Raw genomic sequence first — 17,458 nt, 5'->3', positions numbered from 1 at the left:
CATAAACCACTCTGGAGACACGCATGGCTCAGATTCACATCAAGCGCGCCGTCGAGCGCGTGCCCGGCGGGATGATGATCGTCCCGCTGCTGATCGGCTCGCTGATCGCGACCTTCACCCCGGGAATGCCGAAGTTCTTCGGCTCGTTCACGAACGCGCTCTTCACCGGCGCGCTGCCGATTCTCGCGGTGTTCTATGTCTGCATGGGCGCGAGCATCGACGTGAAGGCGACGCCCTATCTCCTCAAGAAAGGCGGCGCGCTGTTCGCGACGAAGGTCGGCACGGCGATCGTCGCGGGCATCGTGCTCGGGCATTTTCTCGGCGAGCAGCCGGTGACGTCCGGCCTGTTCGCGGGCATCTCGACGCTCGCCGTCGTCGCCGCGATGAACGACACCAACGGCGGTCTCTATATGGCGCTGATGGGCCAGTACGGCCGCTCGGAGGATGTCGGCGCGTACACGATCATGTCACTTGAATCCGGCCCGTTCCTGACGATGGTCACGCTCGGCGTCGCGGGCCTCTCCGCGTTTCCGTGGCCGACGCTCGTCGGCAGCATCCTGCCGCTCGCGGTCGGCATGCTGCTCGGCAATCTCGATCGCGAGATGCGCGACTTCCTCGGCCGCGCCGTGCCCGTGATGATCCCGTTCTTCGCGCTGGCGCTCGGCGCGAGCCTGGACCTGCACAAGGTCTGGCAAGCCGGTTTGCTCGGCATCGGCCTGGGCTTCGCGGTCGTGATCGTGACGGGCATTCCGCTCTACTTCGCGGATCGCCTGACCGGCGGCACGGGCGTCGCGGGCGCCGCGGCGGCGAATACCGCGGGCAACGCGGCGGCCGTTCCCGCGCTGATCGCGGCGGCCAATCCTGTCTATGCCGAAGCGGCCAGGACGGCGACGCTGCTCGTCGCGGCGTGCGTGGTCGTGACGGCCATCGTGTCGCCGGTGCTGACGGCCGGCATCGCGAAGCGCGTGAACGCGCGGCACGAGGCGCGCTCGTCCGCGAAGGCGCGGGAGGCGACGCAATGAAGGCGTCGAGCTTGCTGATCGTCGCCGACGATCTCTCGGGCGCCGCCGACTGCGCCATCGCATTCGCGGCGGACGGCCGCAAGACGGTCGTGGCGCTCGACGCGAGCGCACCGGATGAAAGCGCGGTGGTGATCGCAGCCGACACCGACACGCGCCGCCTCGCGCCCGCCGAAGCCGCGACGCGCACGGCGAACGCATGGCAGGCGTTGCGCGCGCCGGGACGGCGTCTGTACAAGAAGATCGATTCGACTTTGCGCGGCAACTGGAGCGCCGAAGTCGCGGCGCTCGCCGCGCTCGCGGGTCCGGCGATCGTCACGCCGGCGTTTCCGGCGACGGGCCGCACCGTGCGCGGTGGCCGCGTGATCGTGCGAGGCGTTCCGCTCGAAGAAACCGAAACGTGGAAGCTGGAAAACGCCGGGCAGGACGCGGCATTGCGCGTCATGCTCGAAGCGGCGGGCTTGCGCATCGCGCATGTCGCGCTCGATGCGTTGCGCGCGGCGCCGCAGCATATCGTCGCGATGATTGCATCGGCTCCGGCTGACGGCATCGGCGCGATCATCGTCGATGCGGAAACGAGCGACGATCTCGCCGCGCTCGCGCGCGTGACCGCATCGGTCGATGAGCCGTTCTTCTGGGTCGGCTCGGGCGGACTCGCGCGCGAGCTGGCCGCGCTGCCGGATCTCTTCGATGCGGGCGCTGCTTCGCACGCCGCGCGCTCGATGGACCCGACGCGAGGCCCGATACTCGCGCTCGTCGGCAGTCTCTCCGCGATCTCCGAGCGTCAATGCGCGATGCTGCGCGCCGAAGCGGGCGTCTGCGAGATGATCGTGCCGCCCGCCGTATTGCGCGACGGCGCGCGTCATCCGGAATGGCAGGCGTGGCACGCGCGCATCGGCGCGAGTGTGCGCGGCAATGAAGACGCGATCGTGCGCATCGGCCGAGACGACGCCTTCGATCCCGTGGAAGGCGCGCTTCTGTCGAACGCGCTCGCGGCGCTCGTCGCGCCTCACTTCGACAGGCTCGGCGGACTCATCGCGACCGGCGGCGAAACCGCGCGCGCGATGCTTGCCGCGGCGCATGTCGGCAGCCTCGAACTCGTGCGCGAAATCGAAGCGGGCGTCGCGCTCGGCCGGCCATCCAGCGGCAACGGCCCCGCCATCGTCACCAAAGCCGGCGCATTTGGCAGCGAGCATGCGCTGCTCGGCGCGTACCTGCATCTGCGCGGCGCGGACATTCCCGTCGCGCGTCAGTAACCGATATCATCCAGACGAAAATCATGAGCAACTATCTTCCCGTAATCGGCATCACGATGGGCGACGCAAGCGGCGTGGGCCCGGAAATCGTCGTCAAGAGCCTCGCGCACGATGCGGTCTATCGGCAGTGCCGTCCGCTCGTGATCGGCGATGCGCGCCGCCTCGAGCGCGCGAACGAGATCGTCGGCGGCAAGGCGAAGGTGCGTCGCGTCGAGGATGCGTCGCAGGCGCGCTACGAGCCGGGTGTGATCGATTGCATCGACCTCGGCCTGATTCCCGACGATCTGCCCTTCGGCGAGCTGTCCGCCGTCGCGGGCGATGCGGCATATCAGTACATCGCGCGTGCCGTGGAACTGGCTCAGGCCAATCAGATCGATGCGATCTGCACCGCGCCGCTCAACAAGGAAGCGCTGCACGCGGGCGGCCACAAATTCCCCGGCCACACGGAGATGCTCGCGCATCTGACGGGCGTCGACGAAGTGTCGATGATGCTCGTCGCGCCGCAATTGCGCGTGATTCACGTGACGACGCATATCGGCATCATCGATGCGATCCGCAAGATCGAGCCGGGTCTCGTGCAGCGCACGATCGAGCGCGGCAACGCGACGCTCGTGAAAGCGGGCATCGCGAAGCCGCGTATCGGTGTGTGCGGCATCAATCCGCATGCGGGCGAGAACGGCCTGTTCGGCTACGGCGAGGAAGAGGAGAAGATCATTCCCGCCATCAAGGTGCTGCAGGAACGCGGGCTCGACGTGACGGGACCCCTGCCCGCCGATACCCTGTTCTATCGCGCGGGACGCGGCGACTTCGATCTCGTCGTCGCGATGTATCACGATCAGGGGCATGGTCCCGTGAAGGTGCTCGGCCTCGAGGCGGGCGTGAACGTAACGGTCGGGCTCGAGGTGATCCGCACATCGGTCGATCACGGCACGGCGTTCGATATCGCGGGCAAGGGCATCGCGGACGAAGGCAGCATGCTCGAAGCGCTGCGCCAGGGCGCGGAGCTGGCGACGCGACGCCACTGAGCGCGCATTCGCGGTCGGCGCGACAATAGGCGCTTCACACGAAGCGCTCGCGCGGATCGATCATGTCTTTTCAAACTTCTTTCGATACGTTAAGCCGTATCTGGCGCATCGCCGGCTTGCCCGACGATGCGCTTGCCTTCATCGATCTTCCTGGCCGGGATCCGGTCTTTCCCTCCAGCTTTGCTGTCGGCACGGCGGCGCAGGCGACGATCGGCGCGGCGGCGCTCGCGGCTTGCGAGCTTGGCGCGGCGCGGGGTGTCGCGAGGCAGCGCGTTTCCGTCGATATGACGCATGCGGCTGTCGAATGCACCGGGGCTTTCACCGTCGATGGCAAGGAGCCGGAGACATGGGGACGCTTCTCCGGTCTCTATCGCTGCGCCGATGGATATGTGCGCATTCACGCGAACTTCGAACATCATCAGGACGGCGCGCTGCGTCTGCTCGGGCTCGATCCGCGAACCGCGACGCGTGAGGATGCCGAACGCGCCTTGCTCTCCTGGCGTGCGATCGATTACGAGAACGCAGCGGCCGGGCAAGGTCTGGTGGTCACGATGCTGCGCACGTTCGATGAATGGGATGCGACGCCGCAGGCCAAGGCCATCGCCGCGCAGCCGCTGATGACGATCACGCGCATCGGCGATGCGCCGCCGCTCGCCTTGCCTCCCTTGTCGGCCGATGCGCGGCCGCTCGATGGCCTGCGTGTGCTCGATTTCACGCGCATTCTCGCGGGGCCGGTCGGCGGGCGCGCGCTCGCTGCTTTCGGCGCGGATGTCATGCTCGTGAACGCGCCGCATTTGCCGAATATTCCCGCAATTGCCGATACGAGCCGGGGAAAGAGGTCGGCGCTGCTCGATTTGCGCGCAACGAGCGATCGAGAGACGCTTTGGCGGCTGATCGATGAGGCGCATGTTTTTTCGCAGGGGTATCGGCCGGGCGGCCTGGCTTCGCTCGGATTCGGGCCGGACGCGCTGGCCGAGCGTCGGCCCGGCATCGTTTATACGTCGCTTACGGCGTACGGCACCGAAGGACCGTGGGCCGAGCGACGCGGCTTCGATTCGCTCGTGCAGACCGCGATGGGATTCAATGCCGCGGAAGGCGAAGCGGCAGGCGAAGGCAAGCCGCGTGCATTGCCGATGCAGACGCTCGATATGGCGAGCGGATTCCTGATGGCGTTCGGCGCGGCGGCGGCGTTATGGAAGCAGCAGCGCGAAGGCGGCAGCTGGCATGTGCGGATCTCGCTCGCGCAGACGGGGCAGTGGTTGCGCGGATTGGGCCGCGTCGATGGCGGGTTGAAGACCGCGAAGCCGGATTTCGCGCCGTATGTCGAGCGCTACGAGTCAGGATATGGAGAGTTGATGGCGGTGCGGCCGAGCGCATGCCTGGAGCGCACACCCACGGGTTACGCGCGGCCTTCCGTGCCGCCGGGGGCGTCCGACCCGAGCTGGTGAGCAGTTTGCAAGAGGAGGCTGGAAACGGCCGGCCTCCGCTTCGGTCACACCACGAACGCTTTTCCCGACGCGTCCCACGCGCGGCTCGAAGTCACCTCAAGTTTCCACAGAACGTTCCGTTAATGCGTTGTTGGCGCGCCATAAAGCGCAGCCGTCCGTGCTCATTTCCAAAAAGACAACCAACAACGTTCTCATGAAACTGCTCTCGAAGATCGTGCTGCTCGCACTGCCCGTTCTCGCCGCCTGCGGAGGCGGAGGGAACGACGAAACGTGCGTCACGAGCGGAGATCTGCACAAAACGTGTGTCGCCAAGACTTCGCACGCGATTCCCGAAGGCATCTGGTTCGGCGCGACGACGACCGGCCTCGCCGCGCAGACGATCGTCCTCGAGACCGGGCAGTATTTCAGCATCTATACGGAGAACGGCGGCCTCGTCTGGCTGACGGAAGGGATCGTCACGGCCAGCGACGGCGCGTTCACCGATCCGGCGACCGTCGCGGTGCATTACCTGGGCGCGATCATCGCAGGAACGCTCTCCGGAACCTTCACGGCGAAGAGCACGCTCGCGGCGACGGCATCGATCAACACGACGCCGAATACCACGGCGCTGAGCTTCAACGGCAATTACAACGCCACCTACGACACGCCGCTCGCGATCAGCGACGTGCTCGGCACCTGGAGAAACCCGGCGAACATCACCACGACGACGGCCATCACGTTCGCGGCTGACGGCTCGGTGACGGGCGCGCAGGGTGCATGCACCTTTGCCGGCAACTTCAAGCCGCGCGCGACGGGCAAGCATATTCTCGACGGCACGCTGACGTTCACCAATTCCTCCTGCGCGACCGGCAGCGGCGTGACGATGCCGGTGGAAGCCACCGTCGTCAACAATCAGATGAGCATCGTCGGGGTTACGCCGCAGCGCTCCACCGCGTTCTATCTGGCGGCCACGCGCTGATGCGGCGCCGGCGCGCCGATCAATTCGCGCACGAACCCAGGCAGCTACGCGAGGGTCAAGCGGATCGAGCTTCGGGTTCGCTCGACACGCCCGCGTCGATGCTCACCGGCACGCGCCGCGCGAGCGCGCACATCAGCTCGTAACCGATCGTCCCCGACGGCTCCGCCACTTCGTCCACCTTGACGTGCTCGCCCCACAATTCGACCGATGAACCGATGCCCGCCGCCGGGCACGGCGTGAGATCGACCGTGAGCATGTCCATCGACACGCGTCCGACGATGTGCGTGCGCACGCCATCCACCGTCACCGGAGTGCCCGCCGGCGCGTGGCGCGGATAGCCGTCCGCATAGCCGCACGCAACCACGCCGATGCGCATCGGGCGATCCGCCGTGAAGGTGCGGCCATAGCCGATCGTCTCGCCGGCATCGAGCGTCTGCACGCCGATGATGCGGCTTTCGAGCGTCATCGCGGCACGCAAGGAGAAGCCTTCGATGTGACGCGCACAACCCGTCGGCGACGCGCCGTAGAGAATCGTGCCGGGCCGCACCCAGTCGCGATGCGCGCGCGGATGCCAAAGCACCGCCGCCGAATTCGACAGCGAACGCGTGCCGGGAAGATCGCGCGTGGCGGCATCGAACTCGTCGATCTGCCAGTCGATCGCGCCGTCGTCCGCATTCGCGAAGTGGCTCATGAGACCGATCGAGCCGATCGCCTCGATGCCCGACGCGCGCTCCCACGCGCCCTCGAACTCCGCCGGACGATATCCGAGCCGGTTCATGCCCGAATTCATCTTCAACTGGATATCGATGCGCTCGCGCGGCCGCGCGGCCTTCAGCATGTGGAGCTGATCGTCGCAATGCACCGTGACGACCAGGCGGTGACGGTCCGCCAGCTCGACGTCTTCAGGTTCGAAAATACCTTCCAGCAGGAGGATCGGCCGGGTCCAGCCGAGTTCGCGCACGCGCACGGCTTCGTCGAGATCGAGCAGCGCGATGCCGTCCGCTTCCGCGAGCGCGGGATAGATCCGCTCGATGCCGTGGCCATAGGCGTTCGCCTTGATGACGGCCCAGACGCGCGACGATGCCGCCGTGCGCTTGACGAGCTGGAGGTTATGACGGACGGCGTCGAGATGGATGCGCGCGGAAATCGGACGTGGCATGAGTGCTCCGGGGCACGACGGTCGTTCGCATGCAGTGCGTCGTGCTGAGTTTTGGTTTGAAGGCAGTGGATTGATGAATCGTATCGACCAATATGTAGTATTTGTTAATATATTTATTAATTTTTTTGGTCGAAACGCCTGTCGAACTGCTTTTCATCCCAGGCCCGCGCGCTCAGCTCAGATAGCCGAGATGCTCAGCCAGAATGACGCTGCCGACGCCGATCAGCATCAGGCCGCCCGCGATCTCCGCCCGCTTGCCGATGGTCGCGCCGACGAGCCGTCCGACCATCACGCCGATCGTCACCATCAGCATCGTCGCGAAGCCGATGGTCGCCGCGGTCGAGAAAATGTCGACATCAATGAACGCGAGACCCGCACCGACCGCCATCGCGTCGATGCTGGTGGCGAAACCGGTGAGCGCGAGCACCCAGAAGGAATGGGAACTGGGCTTTTCTTCTTCGTGGCGCACGCCGCTCGAGCCCTCGCGAATCATGCGCGCGCCGAGCAAAAACAGCAGGCCGAACGCGATCCAGTGGTCCCAGGCGGTCACATATTGCGCGGCGGCCTTGCCGAGCGCCCAGCCGACGAGCGGCGTCAGCGCTTCGATCACGCCGAAGATCACGCCGGTCTTCAGCGCCTCGGCGATGCGTGGCTTGTGGAGCGTCGCGCCCTTGCCGACAGCGGCGGCGAAGGCGTCGGTGGACATGGCGAATGCGAGAAACAGGGTGGAGGCGAGGTTCATCGAGTAGCGCTCTGGTCGGGCAAGATGGAACGACAGAACACGCGCCCGACCGGTCGCGGATTTCTGTCGATGGTCTTGCCAACCTTGTTATGGCTGCCCATGCCACGGTCAAGATCGACCGAGCGTGTTGACATGAGCGCTTTTCCGGTGCGGAAAAGCCGGCTACTCCCCAGCGAAGAAACGGAGCTTAGCACGACTTGGCGGCCGTTACCGCGTTGATCGCGTCGATTGAGGTACAGTGAATGCGTTATGCCGCAGTTCCCACCTCATGCAGACAGCACCATGACGGAGGCACCATGCAGGCAGGTCAGCTCACACAAGCAGCGGCGCGCGAAGCGGTCGAGCGTCTCTACCGCGCGTTTTCGAGCAAGGATGTCGCGCTGCTGCGCGAGGCGGTCACGCCCGACTGGCAATACATTCCCGAGCCGCCCGGACAAAAGCCCGGTCCCAACCAGATGATCCCCATCTTCGCCGATCTCGCCAACGCGCTGCCGGACATGCGCATCGAGATTCTGGACATGCTGACGCAGAACAACCGCGTCGGCGTGCGCGCCGAAGTGAGCGGCACGCAGTCCGGCCCGTTGATGGGCATCGCCGCTACGAAGAAACCCATCCGCTTCGCCATCCACTCGTTCCACGAACTGCGCGACGGCCGCGTCTCGAAAACCTGGCATCTCGAGGACTGGCTGAGCGTGTTCCGGCAACTGGACGCCGTGCCGCCCCGGATGAATCCGCGCGTCTAGGCGCGCGACTCGCGCACGCGTCCGAAGCCCGCCGCACGCGCCTTCTTCTCCAGCAACCCGACGAGCGCCTCCAGCGGCCGCGGCTCGTCACACGCTCGACGCCCGCGCGCGCGTCGTCGAACAGGGAGAGGAAGCCGCGCGTTCACTTCCCCAGCAGCCCGAACACGCCGACGCCATTCTTCGTGCCGACATACACCTTGCCGTTCGCGATCATCGGCGTGATGAACTTGTTGCCCTGGCCGAACTGGTCGCGCCCGCCGGTATCGCCGCTGTTGTAGAGCTGGCGGGCGAGATTGGTCGCATCGTAAGCACGCAGGCCGGCGATCGTGCCGTTCTCCGCCGCCCACAGGATGCCGTTCGTCCGGCCGTTCGCCGAAACGCTCGGCGTAGCGCCCGGCGAGCCGAACGAATTCGCGGTCTGGCTCGCGGGAGTGGCTGAAAGCGCGGCGTTCGTGATCGTGAACGCCTTGATGCTGTCGCCGATCGAGCCGAAATACACCGTGTTGCTGAAGTATGCGGGCGCCGCGAACATCGGGCCGCGAATCTGCCCGACGAGCTCCTGATAGATGTGGTCCGCGTTCGAATCGAACTTGCCCATCGAGTCGCGGTTCACTACGTAGATCGTCGAGTTCTTGCCCGCGCCGAGCGCCAGGTGACGGATCGTGCCGCTCGCGTCGGCGAGATCGGGCAGCACGAGCGCGCCGCCAGAGCCGAGGTCCTCGTCGGCGTTCGATTCCTGCACCGTGTTCGACGGCTGGAAATAGTCCGTCACGGTGAGCGTCGGCGTCGTGCCGAGTTTCAGGAAGCCATTGCCGAAGTCGCCGTTGATCGGCATGTCCTGCGCGTTGAGCGTGGCGTCGAAGGTGCCGTTCGCGTCGAGGAAATAGATCGACGCGCCGTCCGACGCGAGGCCCGCGCCGCTCATCCAGATCGCGCCCATCTGGCCGTTCGGCGTGAGGTTCAGCACGCTCGCCTGCTGGAGCGTGTTCGCGTTGTAGCCGATCACCCAGCCGGTGTACGGCAGGATGTCGCAGTGCGAGGTCCACGCGGTATAGACGACGCCGTTGAGCAGCAGCAGCGACGCGCGCTCGGCGTACTGGCCCGGATCGAACGAGACCGCGCCGTTCTGGCTGCCGAGGCCATTGCCGGGATACGTCGCGGTGATTTCCGTCGGGCCGTTGAAGAGTTCGGCGCCCGTCTTGATGTCGAGCGCGTGAATGCGCTGGTGATAGCCGCCCGAGCCGTCCTTCGACATGCCGACCACGTACATCGCGCCGTTCGGGCCGCGCGACCGGTCGATGACCGGCGTTGCCGTGATGCCGATCGTCGGCGTGATCTGCGAACAGCCGTGATCATCGCTGGGCGATTCGCCGCTGCCGAGCGTCGTGGTTTTCCAGAGCACGGCGCCGCTGTCGGCGTCGAAGGCGTAGACGCTTGCGTTCTCCGTCGCGACATACAGCACGTTGTGCGTGCCGCCCGCGATCGGCACGCCGGCGAGGAAGAGCGGCTCGGCGTCGACGGCGCCATCGACGGAAAAGACGGCTAGCTTGCCGAAGGTGCTGGAGTTGACGTTCGCGGGCGTGAGGGTGGTTTCCGCGAGTTGCTGGCCCGTGCGGCCGATATCGTTGTGCCAGGTGGCGACATCCATCGGGTTCCCCACCGGCGTAGTCGTACCGGTGCCGGAGCCGCCGCCCGCGTTGCTGCCCGTTCCGCTGCCGCTTCCCGTGCTTCCCGTGCTTCCCGAACTTCCCGTGCCCGTGCTTCCGCCGCCCGGCGCGGTCGTTCCGCCCGCTGATGCGCCAGAGGGGCTTGATGCGCCCGAAGGCGCGCTGCCGCCCGTCGCCGTCGATGCCGAATCGCCGCTGGAGCCCCCGCCGCTACACGCGACGATGATCGCCGTCACGACCACGGCGCCGAACGCGGCGGCACGACCCGGGATATGCGCTTTCATTTGCATTCTCCTTTCCGGACGAGCAAGACAGCCGGGGCCTTGGCCCCTCGCGTTGCGCATCATCAAATTTCCCAAAAGGAATTTGTTGCAACGCGTCATATGTGCTAACCTAGGGTTATTACCTAGATAGTTACCCTTAGCACGGAGTTCACCATGGGAATCATCGCCGCAACGCCGATCGCCCTCGTTTCGTTCATCGCCGCAAAGCTGCGTGCCGCCACTCGCGACGCCCTCAAGGCCCGCGCCAAGGTCAGCGCACTGATGGCCGAAGCGTACCGTCGAGCGATCTAACGCCTCAGCGCGGGGAAATATTCCCCGCGCGCTTAATACCGCGTCATTGCCACGCTCACTGCAGCGCGTATGCGATGACGTAATCCCCGGCCTTCGTCCCGAGCGAGCCGTGCCCGCCGGCGGTCACCAGCAGATACTGCTTGCCGTTGGCATCCGCATAGCTCATCGGCGTCGCCTGGCCGCCCGCCGGCAGCCGCGCCTCCCATAGTTTCTTGCCGTCGCGCACGTCATAGGCGCGCACGTATTGGTCGAGCGTGCCCGTCAGGAACGCGACACCGCCGGCCGTCACGATCGTTCCGCCCAGGCTCGGCACGCCGAGCGGCATCGGAATCGGCAAGGGCGCGCTGTCGACGATCGTGCCGTTCTTGTGCATCCAAGCAATCTTGTTCGTGCGCAGATCGACGCCCGCCACATAGCCCCACGGCGGCGCCTGGCACGGAATTCCCAGCGGTGAGAGAAACGCGCTGATCTCGAAGCCGAAAGGCGTGCCGCGCGCCAGCTTGATGCCGCTCGTCTCGCTGCCCTTCTTCTCGCCGTTGCTCTCCGGAATCTGCTCGCGCGGAATCAGCTTCGACGTGAACGCCATGTAGTCCGGATTCGCGATCAGAATCTGCCGCACCGGATCCACCGAAATCCCGCCCCAGTCGAACACCCCGAAATTGCCGGGGAACACGAGCGTGCCCTGTTCCGACGGCGGCGTGAACGGTCCGTCGTAGCGCAGACTCCTGAACTTGATGCGGCACCAGAGTTGATCGAAGGGCGTCGTGCCCCACATGTCCGCTTCCGTCACGCGCGGCGGGTTGAAGTTGAGCGCCGAGACGGCCTGCGTCGGCGACGTGCGATCGCCCTTCGCGGCGCCCTGCGGCACCGGCGCTTCGCTGATCGGCACGATCGGCTGCCCCGTCTCGCGATTCAGCACGTAGATGCTGCCCTGCTTCGTCGATGCGATCACCGCCGGCTGCATGCCCTGCGCCGTCTGCAGGTCGACGAGCGTCGGCTGGCCGCCCACGTCCATATCCCACAGATCGTGGTGCGTGAACTGGTAGTTCCAGCGCAGCTTGCCCGTCGCGGCATCGAGCGCGACGAGGCCCGCCGCGAACTTCTCGGCCTGCGGCGTGCGCTGGCCGCCCCACTGGTCGGGTGTTTGATTGCCCATCGGCAGGTAGATCATGCCGCGCTTCTCGTCGACGCTGAACATCGACCACATGTTGGGCGAGTTGCGCACGTAGGTGCCGCCCGGCGCGATCGGCTCGGTGGCGTCCGGGTTGCCCGAATCCCAGTTCCAGACGAGATGGCCGTCGCTCACGTCGAACGCGCGGATCACGCCCGACGGCTCGTTGTTCGATTCATTGTCGGTCACGTGACCGCCGACGATCACGAGATTGCGGAAGACCGCGGGCGGCGACGTCGAATAGTAGCCGCCCGGCGTGAACGGGCCGATGTTGGCGCGCAGATCGATCGCACCGCCTTTGCCGAAGCCCGTGCAGAGCTTGCCGGTGTCGGCGTCGAGCGCGATGAGGCGGGCATCGGCGGTCGGCAGGAACAGGCGGCGCGGGCATTCGGCCAGGGCCGTGGTCTGCGCGGGCGTCTGCACCGGCGCGGCGGGCGCCGATGCCGGAACCGCCGCCGCTTCGGCCGGCGCGGACGCGGCGGAGGCGGCCTGCGCATCCGATGCCGGCGGCGCGCTGGCGGCAGCCGCCAGGTCGGAAACCGCATCGGAAGCCGCGGCGGGCGCGGCGGCGGCCACCCCATGCGCCGCCGGATCGTAGTAGGCGACGCCCCGGCAAGTCATGTGCTCCCAGTGCTTGAACCCGATCGGGCTCCGGATCTGCGGATCGAAGCGCCACTTTTCCTTGCCGGTCGTGGCGTCGAGCGCGATCACCTTGCTATGCGGCGTGCACAGAAAAATCGTGTCGCCGACCTTGAGCGGCGTATTTTCGTCGGTGGTCTCGGTGGGATCGTCGGGGCCGGGCATGTCGCCCGTGCGGTAGGTCCACGCGACTTTCAACTGATGCGCGTTTTCCGGCGTGACCTGCGTAAGCGGCACGTAACGCTGCGCGAGCGGCGAGCCGCCATAATCGACCCAGTCGCCGGGCGCGCGGCCGGTGCCCGCATTCGCATCCGGCTGGTTGGCGTCGGCGGCGACCTCCACGTCGATGCGACCGGGCCGGTCATGCGGATCGTTGAAATAGGTGCCGATGCCGAGCAGAAGCGCCAGAATGATGGCGGCGGCGAGCGGCGTGCGCGCGGCGCGCGCGGTGGAAGGCGGACCGAACAGCGCGCCGCGATGCACGAAGGGAATCAGCAGCCAGATCGCGAGCAGCACCCAGATCCACAAGCGCGGCAGCAATTGCCAGAAATCGAAATGCACTTCAACCACGGCCCAGATCGTCGAGCCGAATAGCACGAGCGCAAAAAGCAGGAGCGCCGAGCGGCGCCGTATCAGCAGCAAAAGCCCGGTCAGGACGATGGCCGCACCCGCGATCACGTAGTACCAGGATCCCTTCAGCGCCGCGAGGTACGCGCCGCCTGCCGCCAGCAGCGCGCCGATGACGATGAACACGATGGCCGTAAAGAACGTAAGCGGATGAAGTCTTCCGTTGCCAGCCATGCTGAATCCCTCCGTGACGATGATTGGGCGGAACACGGCCGGCAAGCGGTCGTGGTTCGGACGCTGTCGCGTCGTCGGGTGGAGCAATCTGCGTGCCGTTTCGGCGGAAGGCTGGGCGTACGGAGCGTGCCTATGGGTGGACTGGCTGCATTGGTGCGGCAGGCGCGCAAATCAGAGTTGTCGTGGCCAGAGTCCGCCGGGTAGGTTGGCGAGAATCGCGCCGGAAACGAATGCCGCCTTCAGATCGGCGCGTTCGGAGAAACGCGGCGCGTCGAACCACATCAGAAATTCTTCACGCCAGTTGCCCCACGCGTTTTCATCGAAATCGAAATCCTCGTCGATGCGGCCGTTGTCGCGCAGATACGCGCCGACCACTTGCGTGCCATTCCAGTAAGCGACGGCGACGTCGGTCAGGTCCGCGGTCACGCCGCGCGGAAGATCGCGCAACATCATCGCGACGTGCGCCTTGAACGATTTGAATTCGGTCGGTCTCATCGCCTGCTCCGCGTCAAAAAGTGCGTAAGGAAGGACTGCGTGATTCGACTCCTGAGGCGCGTTCATTCAGCCGAACACGCCCTTGTTCAAATCCTTTTCGAACGCGGCGGTCCATTCCGTGCCGTGTCCGATGCGGTATTCGCGTTCCTTCAGCGTCGAGCGCCGCGTGATGGTGACGACGCCCTGCAGCGGGTACACGTCGTCCACGACATCGCAGGCGCCGCCCTCCTGCACGAGGAAATCGCTTTCATCGAGCCGATGGCGCGAGAGAATCGCCAGAAAATCCGCTCGTTCGTCCGGTGCGATCACTGACATGGCGGCCTCCATGATCGAACGCTGCCTCCATTCAAAGTAGCACACGCGCGAAAGAACGGCGGCGCATATCTTGCGTGGAGCGCGGCAGGGCGCACGCGCGCCGGGTCCCTTCTGGAGGAGTCGAATGACGATGAATCGCGCATCAATCAGCCTTCACGCGAGCCTTTGCGCGGCCGCGCTCGCTTTCTGCGCACACGCCCGCGCCGACGATGTCGTATGCGGCACGCTGGAAAGCGCAACGGGCGGACAGGACGCAATGATTACGTTGCGCGAGGGCGAAGCCGTGAATTTCTGGCGCGGCGGCAACGTGCGGCACGGTGCGCTGCACGTGTACAAGGATGGCGAGGTCTATCGCGTGTACTGGCAGCCGGAAGGAAGCGGCGATCAGTACGTGCTCGCGAATGAAGGCACGAACGCCGTGCGGCTCATCCTGACGCCGACACGGGGCACGAAAGTGGACACGGGACCGGGCAGCCTGCCGCCGCAGAAAGTGCTGTCCTGTCCCGCGATGTAGCGATGACGGCGCTTATTTCGCTGCCAGCACCTTGCCGATAGCGTCGGCGACGATCTGCACGTTGCCGTCGTTCAGGCCCGCGACGCACATGCGGCCCGAGCGCAGGATATAGACGCCGAATTCTTCCTTCAGCCGATCCGCCTGTTCCGCCACCAGGCCCGTGTACGTGAACATGCCGCGTTGCTTGATATAGCGCGTCAGCATCTCGCCGCGCACATGGTCTTTCAGGCCGTCGTGAATCGCCCGGCGCATGCGCGCGATGCGCTGGCACATCGACGCCAGCTCTTCCTGCCACGATTGCCTGAGCTCTGGCGTGTTCAGCACGTGCGTGACGATCTTCGCGCCATGCGTCGGCGGATTGCTGTAGTTCGCGCGCACCGCGCTCGTCAGTTGGCCGAGCACGCGGTCGGCCTCGGCGGCATCGTCGCAGATCACGTGCAGGCCGCCGCAGCGCTCGCCGTACAGCGAAAAATTCTTCGAGAACGAATTGGCGATGAACGCCGGCACGCCGCGGCGCCCGAGTTCGCGCACGGCGAAGGCGTCGTCGTCGAGGCCCGAGCCGAATCCCTGATACGCCATGTCGACGAACGGCAGCAGATCGCGCTTTTGCAGCACGTCGATGAGCTTCACCCATTGCGCCTCATCGAGATCGACGCCCGTCGGGTTATGGCAGCACGCGTGCAACAGCACAACGCTCTTCGCGGGCAGCTTGTCGATGGCTTCGAGCATCGCGTCGAACAGCAGGCCGCCGGTGGCTTCGTCGTAGTACGGATACGTGTTCACCTCGAAGCCCGCGCGCTCGAAGATGAAACGATGGTTCTCCCAAGTCGGATCGCTCACCCACACCTTCGATTGCGGGAAATAGCGTTTGATGAAATCGGCGCCCACTTTCAGCGCGCCCGAGCCGCCGAGCGTCTGCACGCTCGCGATGCGGCCATCCGCCCGCGGCGGGCTGTCGTTGCCGAACACGAGGGCCTGCACCGCGTCGCGATAGTGCGCGAAACCGGCCATCGGCAGATAGGGCTTCGGGCCCAGGTCCTTCAGGATCGACAGTTCCGCTTCGCGCACGGCCTGCATCACGGGCAGGCGGCCTTCGTCGTCGAAGTAGATGCCGATGCTCAGGTTGACCTTGTTGGTGCGGGGGTCCTTCTGGAAGTTTTCGTTCAGCGAGAGGATCGGGTCGCCGGGGTAGGCATCGATATGTTCGAACATGGTGATGGTGTCAGGACGAGAGATCAGCGAGATGGAAGACGGTTTGCGCGATCCGCATCACCGCCCCTTTTTTTGAGATAGTAGCCGATTCCGAGAACGGCCAGCCAAACCGGAATCAGGTACACGGACAGGCGCAAGTCCGGCGTCTCGTACATCACCCACACGATACCCGCGAGGAACGCGAGCACGACGTAGTTCGTGAGCGGGTGGCCGAAGCTCGGAAACGCCGTCGCTTCGTTGCGCGCGCGCTTCTGCCGCCGGAACCCGAGATGGATGATGCTGATCATCGCCCAGTTGATGACGAGCGCCGACACGGCGAGGCCCATCAGCAGGCCGAACGCGCGCCCCGGGATCATATAGTTGATCACGACGCATGCCGCTGTCACGAGCGCCGACACCGCCAGCGCCGTCAGCGGAATGCCGCGTTCGTTCACGCGCAGCAGCGCGCGCGGCGCGTTGCCTTGCTGCGCGAGGCCGTACAGCATGCGGCTGTTGGCATAGACGCCGCTGTTGTACACGGAGAGCGCGGCGGTCAGCACGATCACGTTGAGCACGTTCGCCACGAGCGTGCTGTTCATCTCGCGGAAGATCAGCACGAACGGGCACCCGCCGGCCGCGACCTTGTCCCACGGATACAGCGAGAGCAGCACGCCGAGCGCGCCGACATAGAAGATCAGAATGCGATAGATGACCTGGTTCGTCGCCCGCGGAATGCTGCGCGACGGATCTTCCGCTTCCGCCGCCGTAATGCCGACGAGCTCCAGCCCGCCGAACGAGAACATGATGACGGCCATCGACATCACGAGTCCGCTCGCGCCGTTCGGAAAAAACCCGCCGAGCCGCCACAGGTTCGCGACGCTCGCCTCCGGCCCCGCCTTGCCCGATGCAAGCAGATAGCCGCCGAACAGAATCATCCCGACGATGGCCGCCACTTTCACGATCGCGAACCAGAACTCCGTCTCGCCGTAGGACTTCACGCTCGTCAGGTTGATCGCGTTGACGATCACGAAGCACGCGAGCGCCGACACCCACGCCGGCAGATCCGGCCACCAGTACTGCATGTAGATCCCGATCGCCGAAAGCTCGGCCATGCTGACGAGGATGTAGATCGCCCAGTAGTTCCAGCCCGAAACGAAGCCGGCGGCGTGACCCCAGTATTTGTCGGCGAAATGGCTGAAGGAGCCGGCGACGGGTTCGTCGACGATCATCTCCCCTAGCTGCCGCATGATGAAAAACGCCATCAGACCGGCGATCGCGTAGCCGAGCAGCACGGACGGCCCGGCGAGCTCGATCGTCTGCGCGACGCCGAGAAACAAGCCGGTGCCGATCGCTCCGCCGAGCGCGATCAACTGAATATGGCGGCTCTTGAGTCCGCGCCTGAGTTCGTCGTGCTGCGTTGCTTCGTTCGTGTTGCCTGAAACCATGTCGATGCCTGCCAGAACCGCAAAAATTACCGTGCGCCGCTGGGATGCACGCTCGATCGTGTCATTTCGACCACCTACCGGCGGTCCTTTTCGGGTAAAAAGTGTTGTTTTTTTGTGCGAATGGTTTCCGGTTGTCGGCGCGAGCGCGCTGCCTGCCCGAAAACGAATCCGCGATTTTACCGCCCGGCGGCCGCAAAGCCTTGATGGGCGGACCCCGCCCCGCGAATACCACGGTCGCGAAGGCGATATAGCAGACGATTTGAGGCCGGAATCGGGTGTTGTTCGGAGAATTGCT

At 65.6% G+C, this 17,458-nt stretch carries 16 protein-coding genes and 1 riboswitch; of the genes, 8 read left to right on the top strand and 8 right to left on the bottom strand.

Annotation, left to right across the window (positions count from 1 at the left end):
- The first annotated feature begins 23 nt into the window (after positions 1–23).
- From AWB83_RS02820 to AWB83_RS02800, 5 genes are all read left to right on the top strand, one after another.
- A complete protein-coding gene (locus AWB83_RS02820) occupies positions 24–1,022 on the top strand; it encodes a 2-keto-3-deoxygluconate permease (protein ID WP_087042726.1) in 999 nt (332 codons plus the stop codon).
- Positions 1,019–2,275, top strand: coding sequence for a four-carbon acid sugar kinase family protein (locus tag AWB83_RS02815; protein WP_087042725.1), 1,257 nt, complete (start codon positions 1,019–1,021; stop codon positions 2,273–2,275). The genes AWB83_RS02820 and AWB83_RS02815 overlap by 4 nt, the downstream gene beginning before the upstream one ends.
- Positions 2,276–2,298: 23 nt before the next feature.
- Complete coding sequence (gene pdxA / locus AWB83_RS02810) at positions 2,299–3,300, top strand: 4-hydroxythreonine-4-phosphate dehydrogenase PdxA (RefSeq protein WP_087042724.1); 1,002 nt, start codon at positions 2,299–2,301, stop codon at positions 3,298–3,300.
- Between the two features lie 62 nt (positions 3,301–3,362).
- On the top strand, positions 3,363–4,748 hold the full coding sequence (locus AWB83_RS02805; protein WP_087042723.1) for a CoA transferase: 1,386 nt from the start codon (positions 3,363–3,365) through the stop codon (positions 4,746–4,748).
- Between the two features lie 193 nt (positions 4,749–4,941).
- A complete protein-coding gene (locus AWB83_RS02800) occupies positions 4,942–5,706 on the top strand; it encodes a hypothetical protein (protein WP_087042856.1) in 765 nt (254 codons plus the stop codon).
- A gap of 55 nt (positions 5,707–5,761) precedes the next feature.
- Here AWB83_RS02800 and alr read toward each other — a convergent pair whose 3' ends face one another.
- Complete coding sequence (gene alr / locus AWB83_RS02795; protein ID WP_087042722.1) at positions 5,762–6,865, bottom strand: alanine racemase; 1,104 nt, start codon at positions 6,863–6,865, stop codon at positions 5,762–5,764.
- 172 nt (positions 6,866–7,037) lie between these two features.
- Positions 7,038–7,607 carry a manganese efflux pump MntP gene (gene mntP, locus AWB83_RS02790; protein ID WP_087042721.1) on the bottom strand — a complete coding sequence of 190 codons (570 nt, stop codon included), beginning with the start codon at positions 7,605–7,607 and terminating at the stop codon, positions 7,038–7,040.
- A 10-nt stretch (positions 7,608–7,617) separates the two neighbouring features.
- A riboswitch (yybP-ykoY riboswitch) is annotated at positions 7,618–7,791 on the bottom strand.
- Positions 7,792–7,903: 112 nt separating this feature from the next.
- On the opposite strand from mntP, the gene AWB83_RS02785 reads away from it, so the two are divergent.
- On the top strand, positions 7,904–8,350 hold the full coding sequence (locus AWB83_RS02785; protein WP_087042720.1) for an ester cyclase: 447 nt from the start codon (positions 7,904–7,906) through the stop codon (positions 8,348–8,350).
- Between the two features lie 142 nt (positions 8,351–8,492).
- Here the strand turns inward: AWB83_RS02785 and AWB83_RS02780 are convergent, their stop codons facing one another.
- Positions 8,493–9,998: an outer membrane protein assembly factor BamB family protein gene (locus AWB83_RS02780; RefSeq protein ID WP_208636693.1), complete on the bottom strand. Its 1,506-nt coding sequence runs from the start codon at positions 9,996–9,998 to the stop codon at positions 8,493–8,495.
- A gap of 456 nt (positions 9,999–10,454) precedes the next feature.
- Between AWB83_RS02780 and AWB83_RS36670 the strand changes: the two genes are divergently transcribed.
- Positions 10,455–10,592, top strand: a complete 138-nt coding sequence (locus tag AWB83_RS36670) for a hypothetical protein (protein WP_167389055.1) — start codon at positions 10,455–10,457, stop codon at positions 10,590–10,592.
- Positions 10,593–10,647: 55 nt separating this feature from the next.
- Here AWB83_RS36670 and AWB83_RS02775 read toward each other — a convergent pair whose 3' ends face one another.
- The 3 genes from AWB83_RS02775 to AWB83_RS02765 all read right to left on the bottom strand — a co-directional run bounded on the left by AWB83_RS02775 (position 10,648) and on the right by AWB83_RS02765 (position 14,013).
- Complete coding sequence (locus AWB83_RS02775) at positions 10,648–13,203, bottom strand: glucose/quinate/shikimate family membrane-bound PQQ-dependent dehydrogenase (RefSeq protein WP_087042718.1); 2,556 nt, start codon at positions 13,201–13,203, stop codon at positions 10,648–10,650.
- A gap of 171 nt (positions 13,204–13,374) precedes the next feature.
- Positions 13,375–13,698, bottom strand: coding sequence for a hypothetical protein (locus AWB83_RS02770; RefSeq protein ID WP_087042855.1), 324 nt, complete (start codon positions 13,696–13,698; stop codon positions 13,375–13,377).
- A gap of 66 nt (positions 13,699–13,764) precedes the next feature.
- A complete protein-coding gene (locus AWB83_RS02765) occupies positions 13,765–14,013 on the bottom strand; it encodes a hypothetical protein (protein WP_087042854.1) in 249 nt (82 codons plus the stop codon).
- Positions 14,014–14,143: 130 nt separating this feature from the next.
- Between AWB83_RS02765 and AWB83_RS02760 the strand changes: the two genes are divergently transcribed.
- Positions 14,144–14,527 carry a hypothetical protein gene (locus AWB83_RS02760; RefSeq protein WP_087042853.1) on the top strand — a complete coding sequence of 128 codons (384 nt, stop codon included), beginning with the start codon at positions 14,144–14,146 and terminating at the stop codon, positions 14,525–14,527.
- A 12-nt stretch (positions 14,528–14,539) separates the two neighbouring features.
- Here the strand turns inward: AWB83_RS02760 and AWB83_RS02755 are convergent, their stop codons facing one another.
- Entirely contained in the window at positions 14,540–15,739 is a 1,200-nt protein-coding gene (locus AWB83_RS02755) for an amino acid aminotransferase (RefSeq protein ID WP_087042717.1), read from the bottom strand.
- Between the two features lie 23 nt (positions 15,740–15,762).
- Positions 15,763–17,163 carry an amino acid permease gene (locus AWB83_RS02750; protein WP_087042716.1) on the bottom strand — a complete coding sequence of 467 codons (1,401 nt, stop codon included), beginning with the start codon at positions 17,161–17,163 and terminating at the stop codon, positions 15,763–15,765.
- Between the last annotated feature and the right edge of the window lie 295 nt (positions 17,164–17,458).

The sequence above is a fragment of the Caballeronia ptereochthonis genome (assembly GCF_001545075.1).
Classification (GTDB): Bacteria; Pseudomonadota; Gammaproteobacteria; order Burkholderiales; family Burkholderiaceae; genus Caballeronia; species Caballeronia ptereochthonis.
Note: the sequence above shows the minus strand (reverse complement) of the source record. Positions and strands in the feature narration are given on the sequence as shown.

Excerpts from the sequence above, each read along its gene's own strand:
- AWB83_RS02820 (WP_087042726.1), top strand. The coding sequence starts at position 24 with ATGGCTCAGATTCACATCAAGCGCGCCGTCGAGCGCGTGCCCGGCGGG.
- AWB83_RS02815 (WP_087042725.1), top strand. The coding sequence starts at position 1,019 with ATGAAGGCGTCGAGCTTGCTGATCGTCGCCGACGATCTCTCGGGCGCC.
- pdxA (WP_087042724.1), top strand. The coding sequence starts at position 2,299 with ATGAGCAACTATCTTCCCGTAATCGGCATCACGATGGGCGACGCAAGC.
- AWB83_RS02805 (WP_087042723.1), top strand. The coding sequence starts at position 3,363 with ATGTCTTTTCAAACTTCTTTCGATACGTTAAGCCGTATCTGGCGCATC.
- AWB83_RS02800 (WP_087042856.1), top strand. The coding sequence starts at position 4,942 with ATGAAACTGCTCTCGAAGATCGTGCTGCTCGCACTGCCCGTTCTCGCC.
- alr (WP_087042722.1), bottom strand. The coding sequence starts at position 6,865 with ATGCCACGTCCGATTTCCGCGCGCATCCATCTCGACGCCGTCCGTCAT.
- mntP (WP_087042721.1), bottom strand. The coding sequence starts at position 7,607 with ATGAACCTCGCCTCCACCCTGTTTCTCGCATTCGCCATGTCCACCGAC.
- AWB83_RS02785 (WP_087042720.1), top strand. The coding sequence starts at position 7,904 with ATGCAGGCAGGTCAGCTCACACAAGCAGCGGCGCGCGAAGCGGTCGAG.
- AWB83_RS02780 (WP_208636693.1), bottom strand. The coding sequence starts at position 9,998 with ATGGATGTCGCCACCTGGCACAACGATATCGGCCGCACGGGCCAGCAA.
- AWB83_RS36670 (WP_167389055.1), top strand. The coding sequence starts at position 10,455 with ATGGGAATCATCGCCGCAACGCCGATCGCCCTCGTTTCGTTCATCGCC.
- AWB83_RS02775 (WP_087042718.1), bottom strand. The coding sequence starts at position 13,203 with ATGGCTGGCAACGGAAGACTTCATCCGCTTACGTTCTTTACGGCCATC.
- AWB83_RS02770 (WP_087042855.1), bottom strand. The coding sequence starts at position 13,698 with ATGAGACCGACCGAATTCAAATCGTTCAAGGCGCACGTCGCGATGATG.
- AWB83_RS02765 (WP_087042854.1), bottom strand. The coding sequence starts at position 14,013 with ATGTCAGTGATCGCACCGGACGAACGAGCGGATTTTCTGGCGATTCTC.
- AWB83_RS02760 (WP_087042853.1), top strand. The coding sequence starts at position 14,144 with ATGAATCGCGCATCAATCAGCCTTCACGCGAGCCTTTGCGCGGCCGCG.
- AWB83_RS02755 (WP_087042717.1), bottom strand. The coding sequence starts at position 15,739 with ATGTTCGAACATATCGATGCCTACCCCGGCGACCCGATCCTCTCGCTG.
- AWB83_RS02750 (WP_087042716.1), bottom strand. The coding sequence starts at position 17,163 with ATGGTTTCAGGCAACACGAACGAAGCAACGCAGCACGACGAACTCAGG.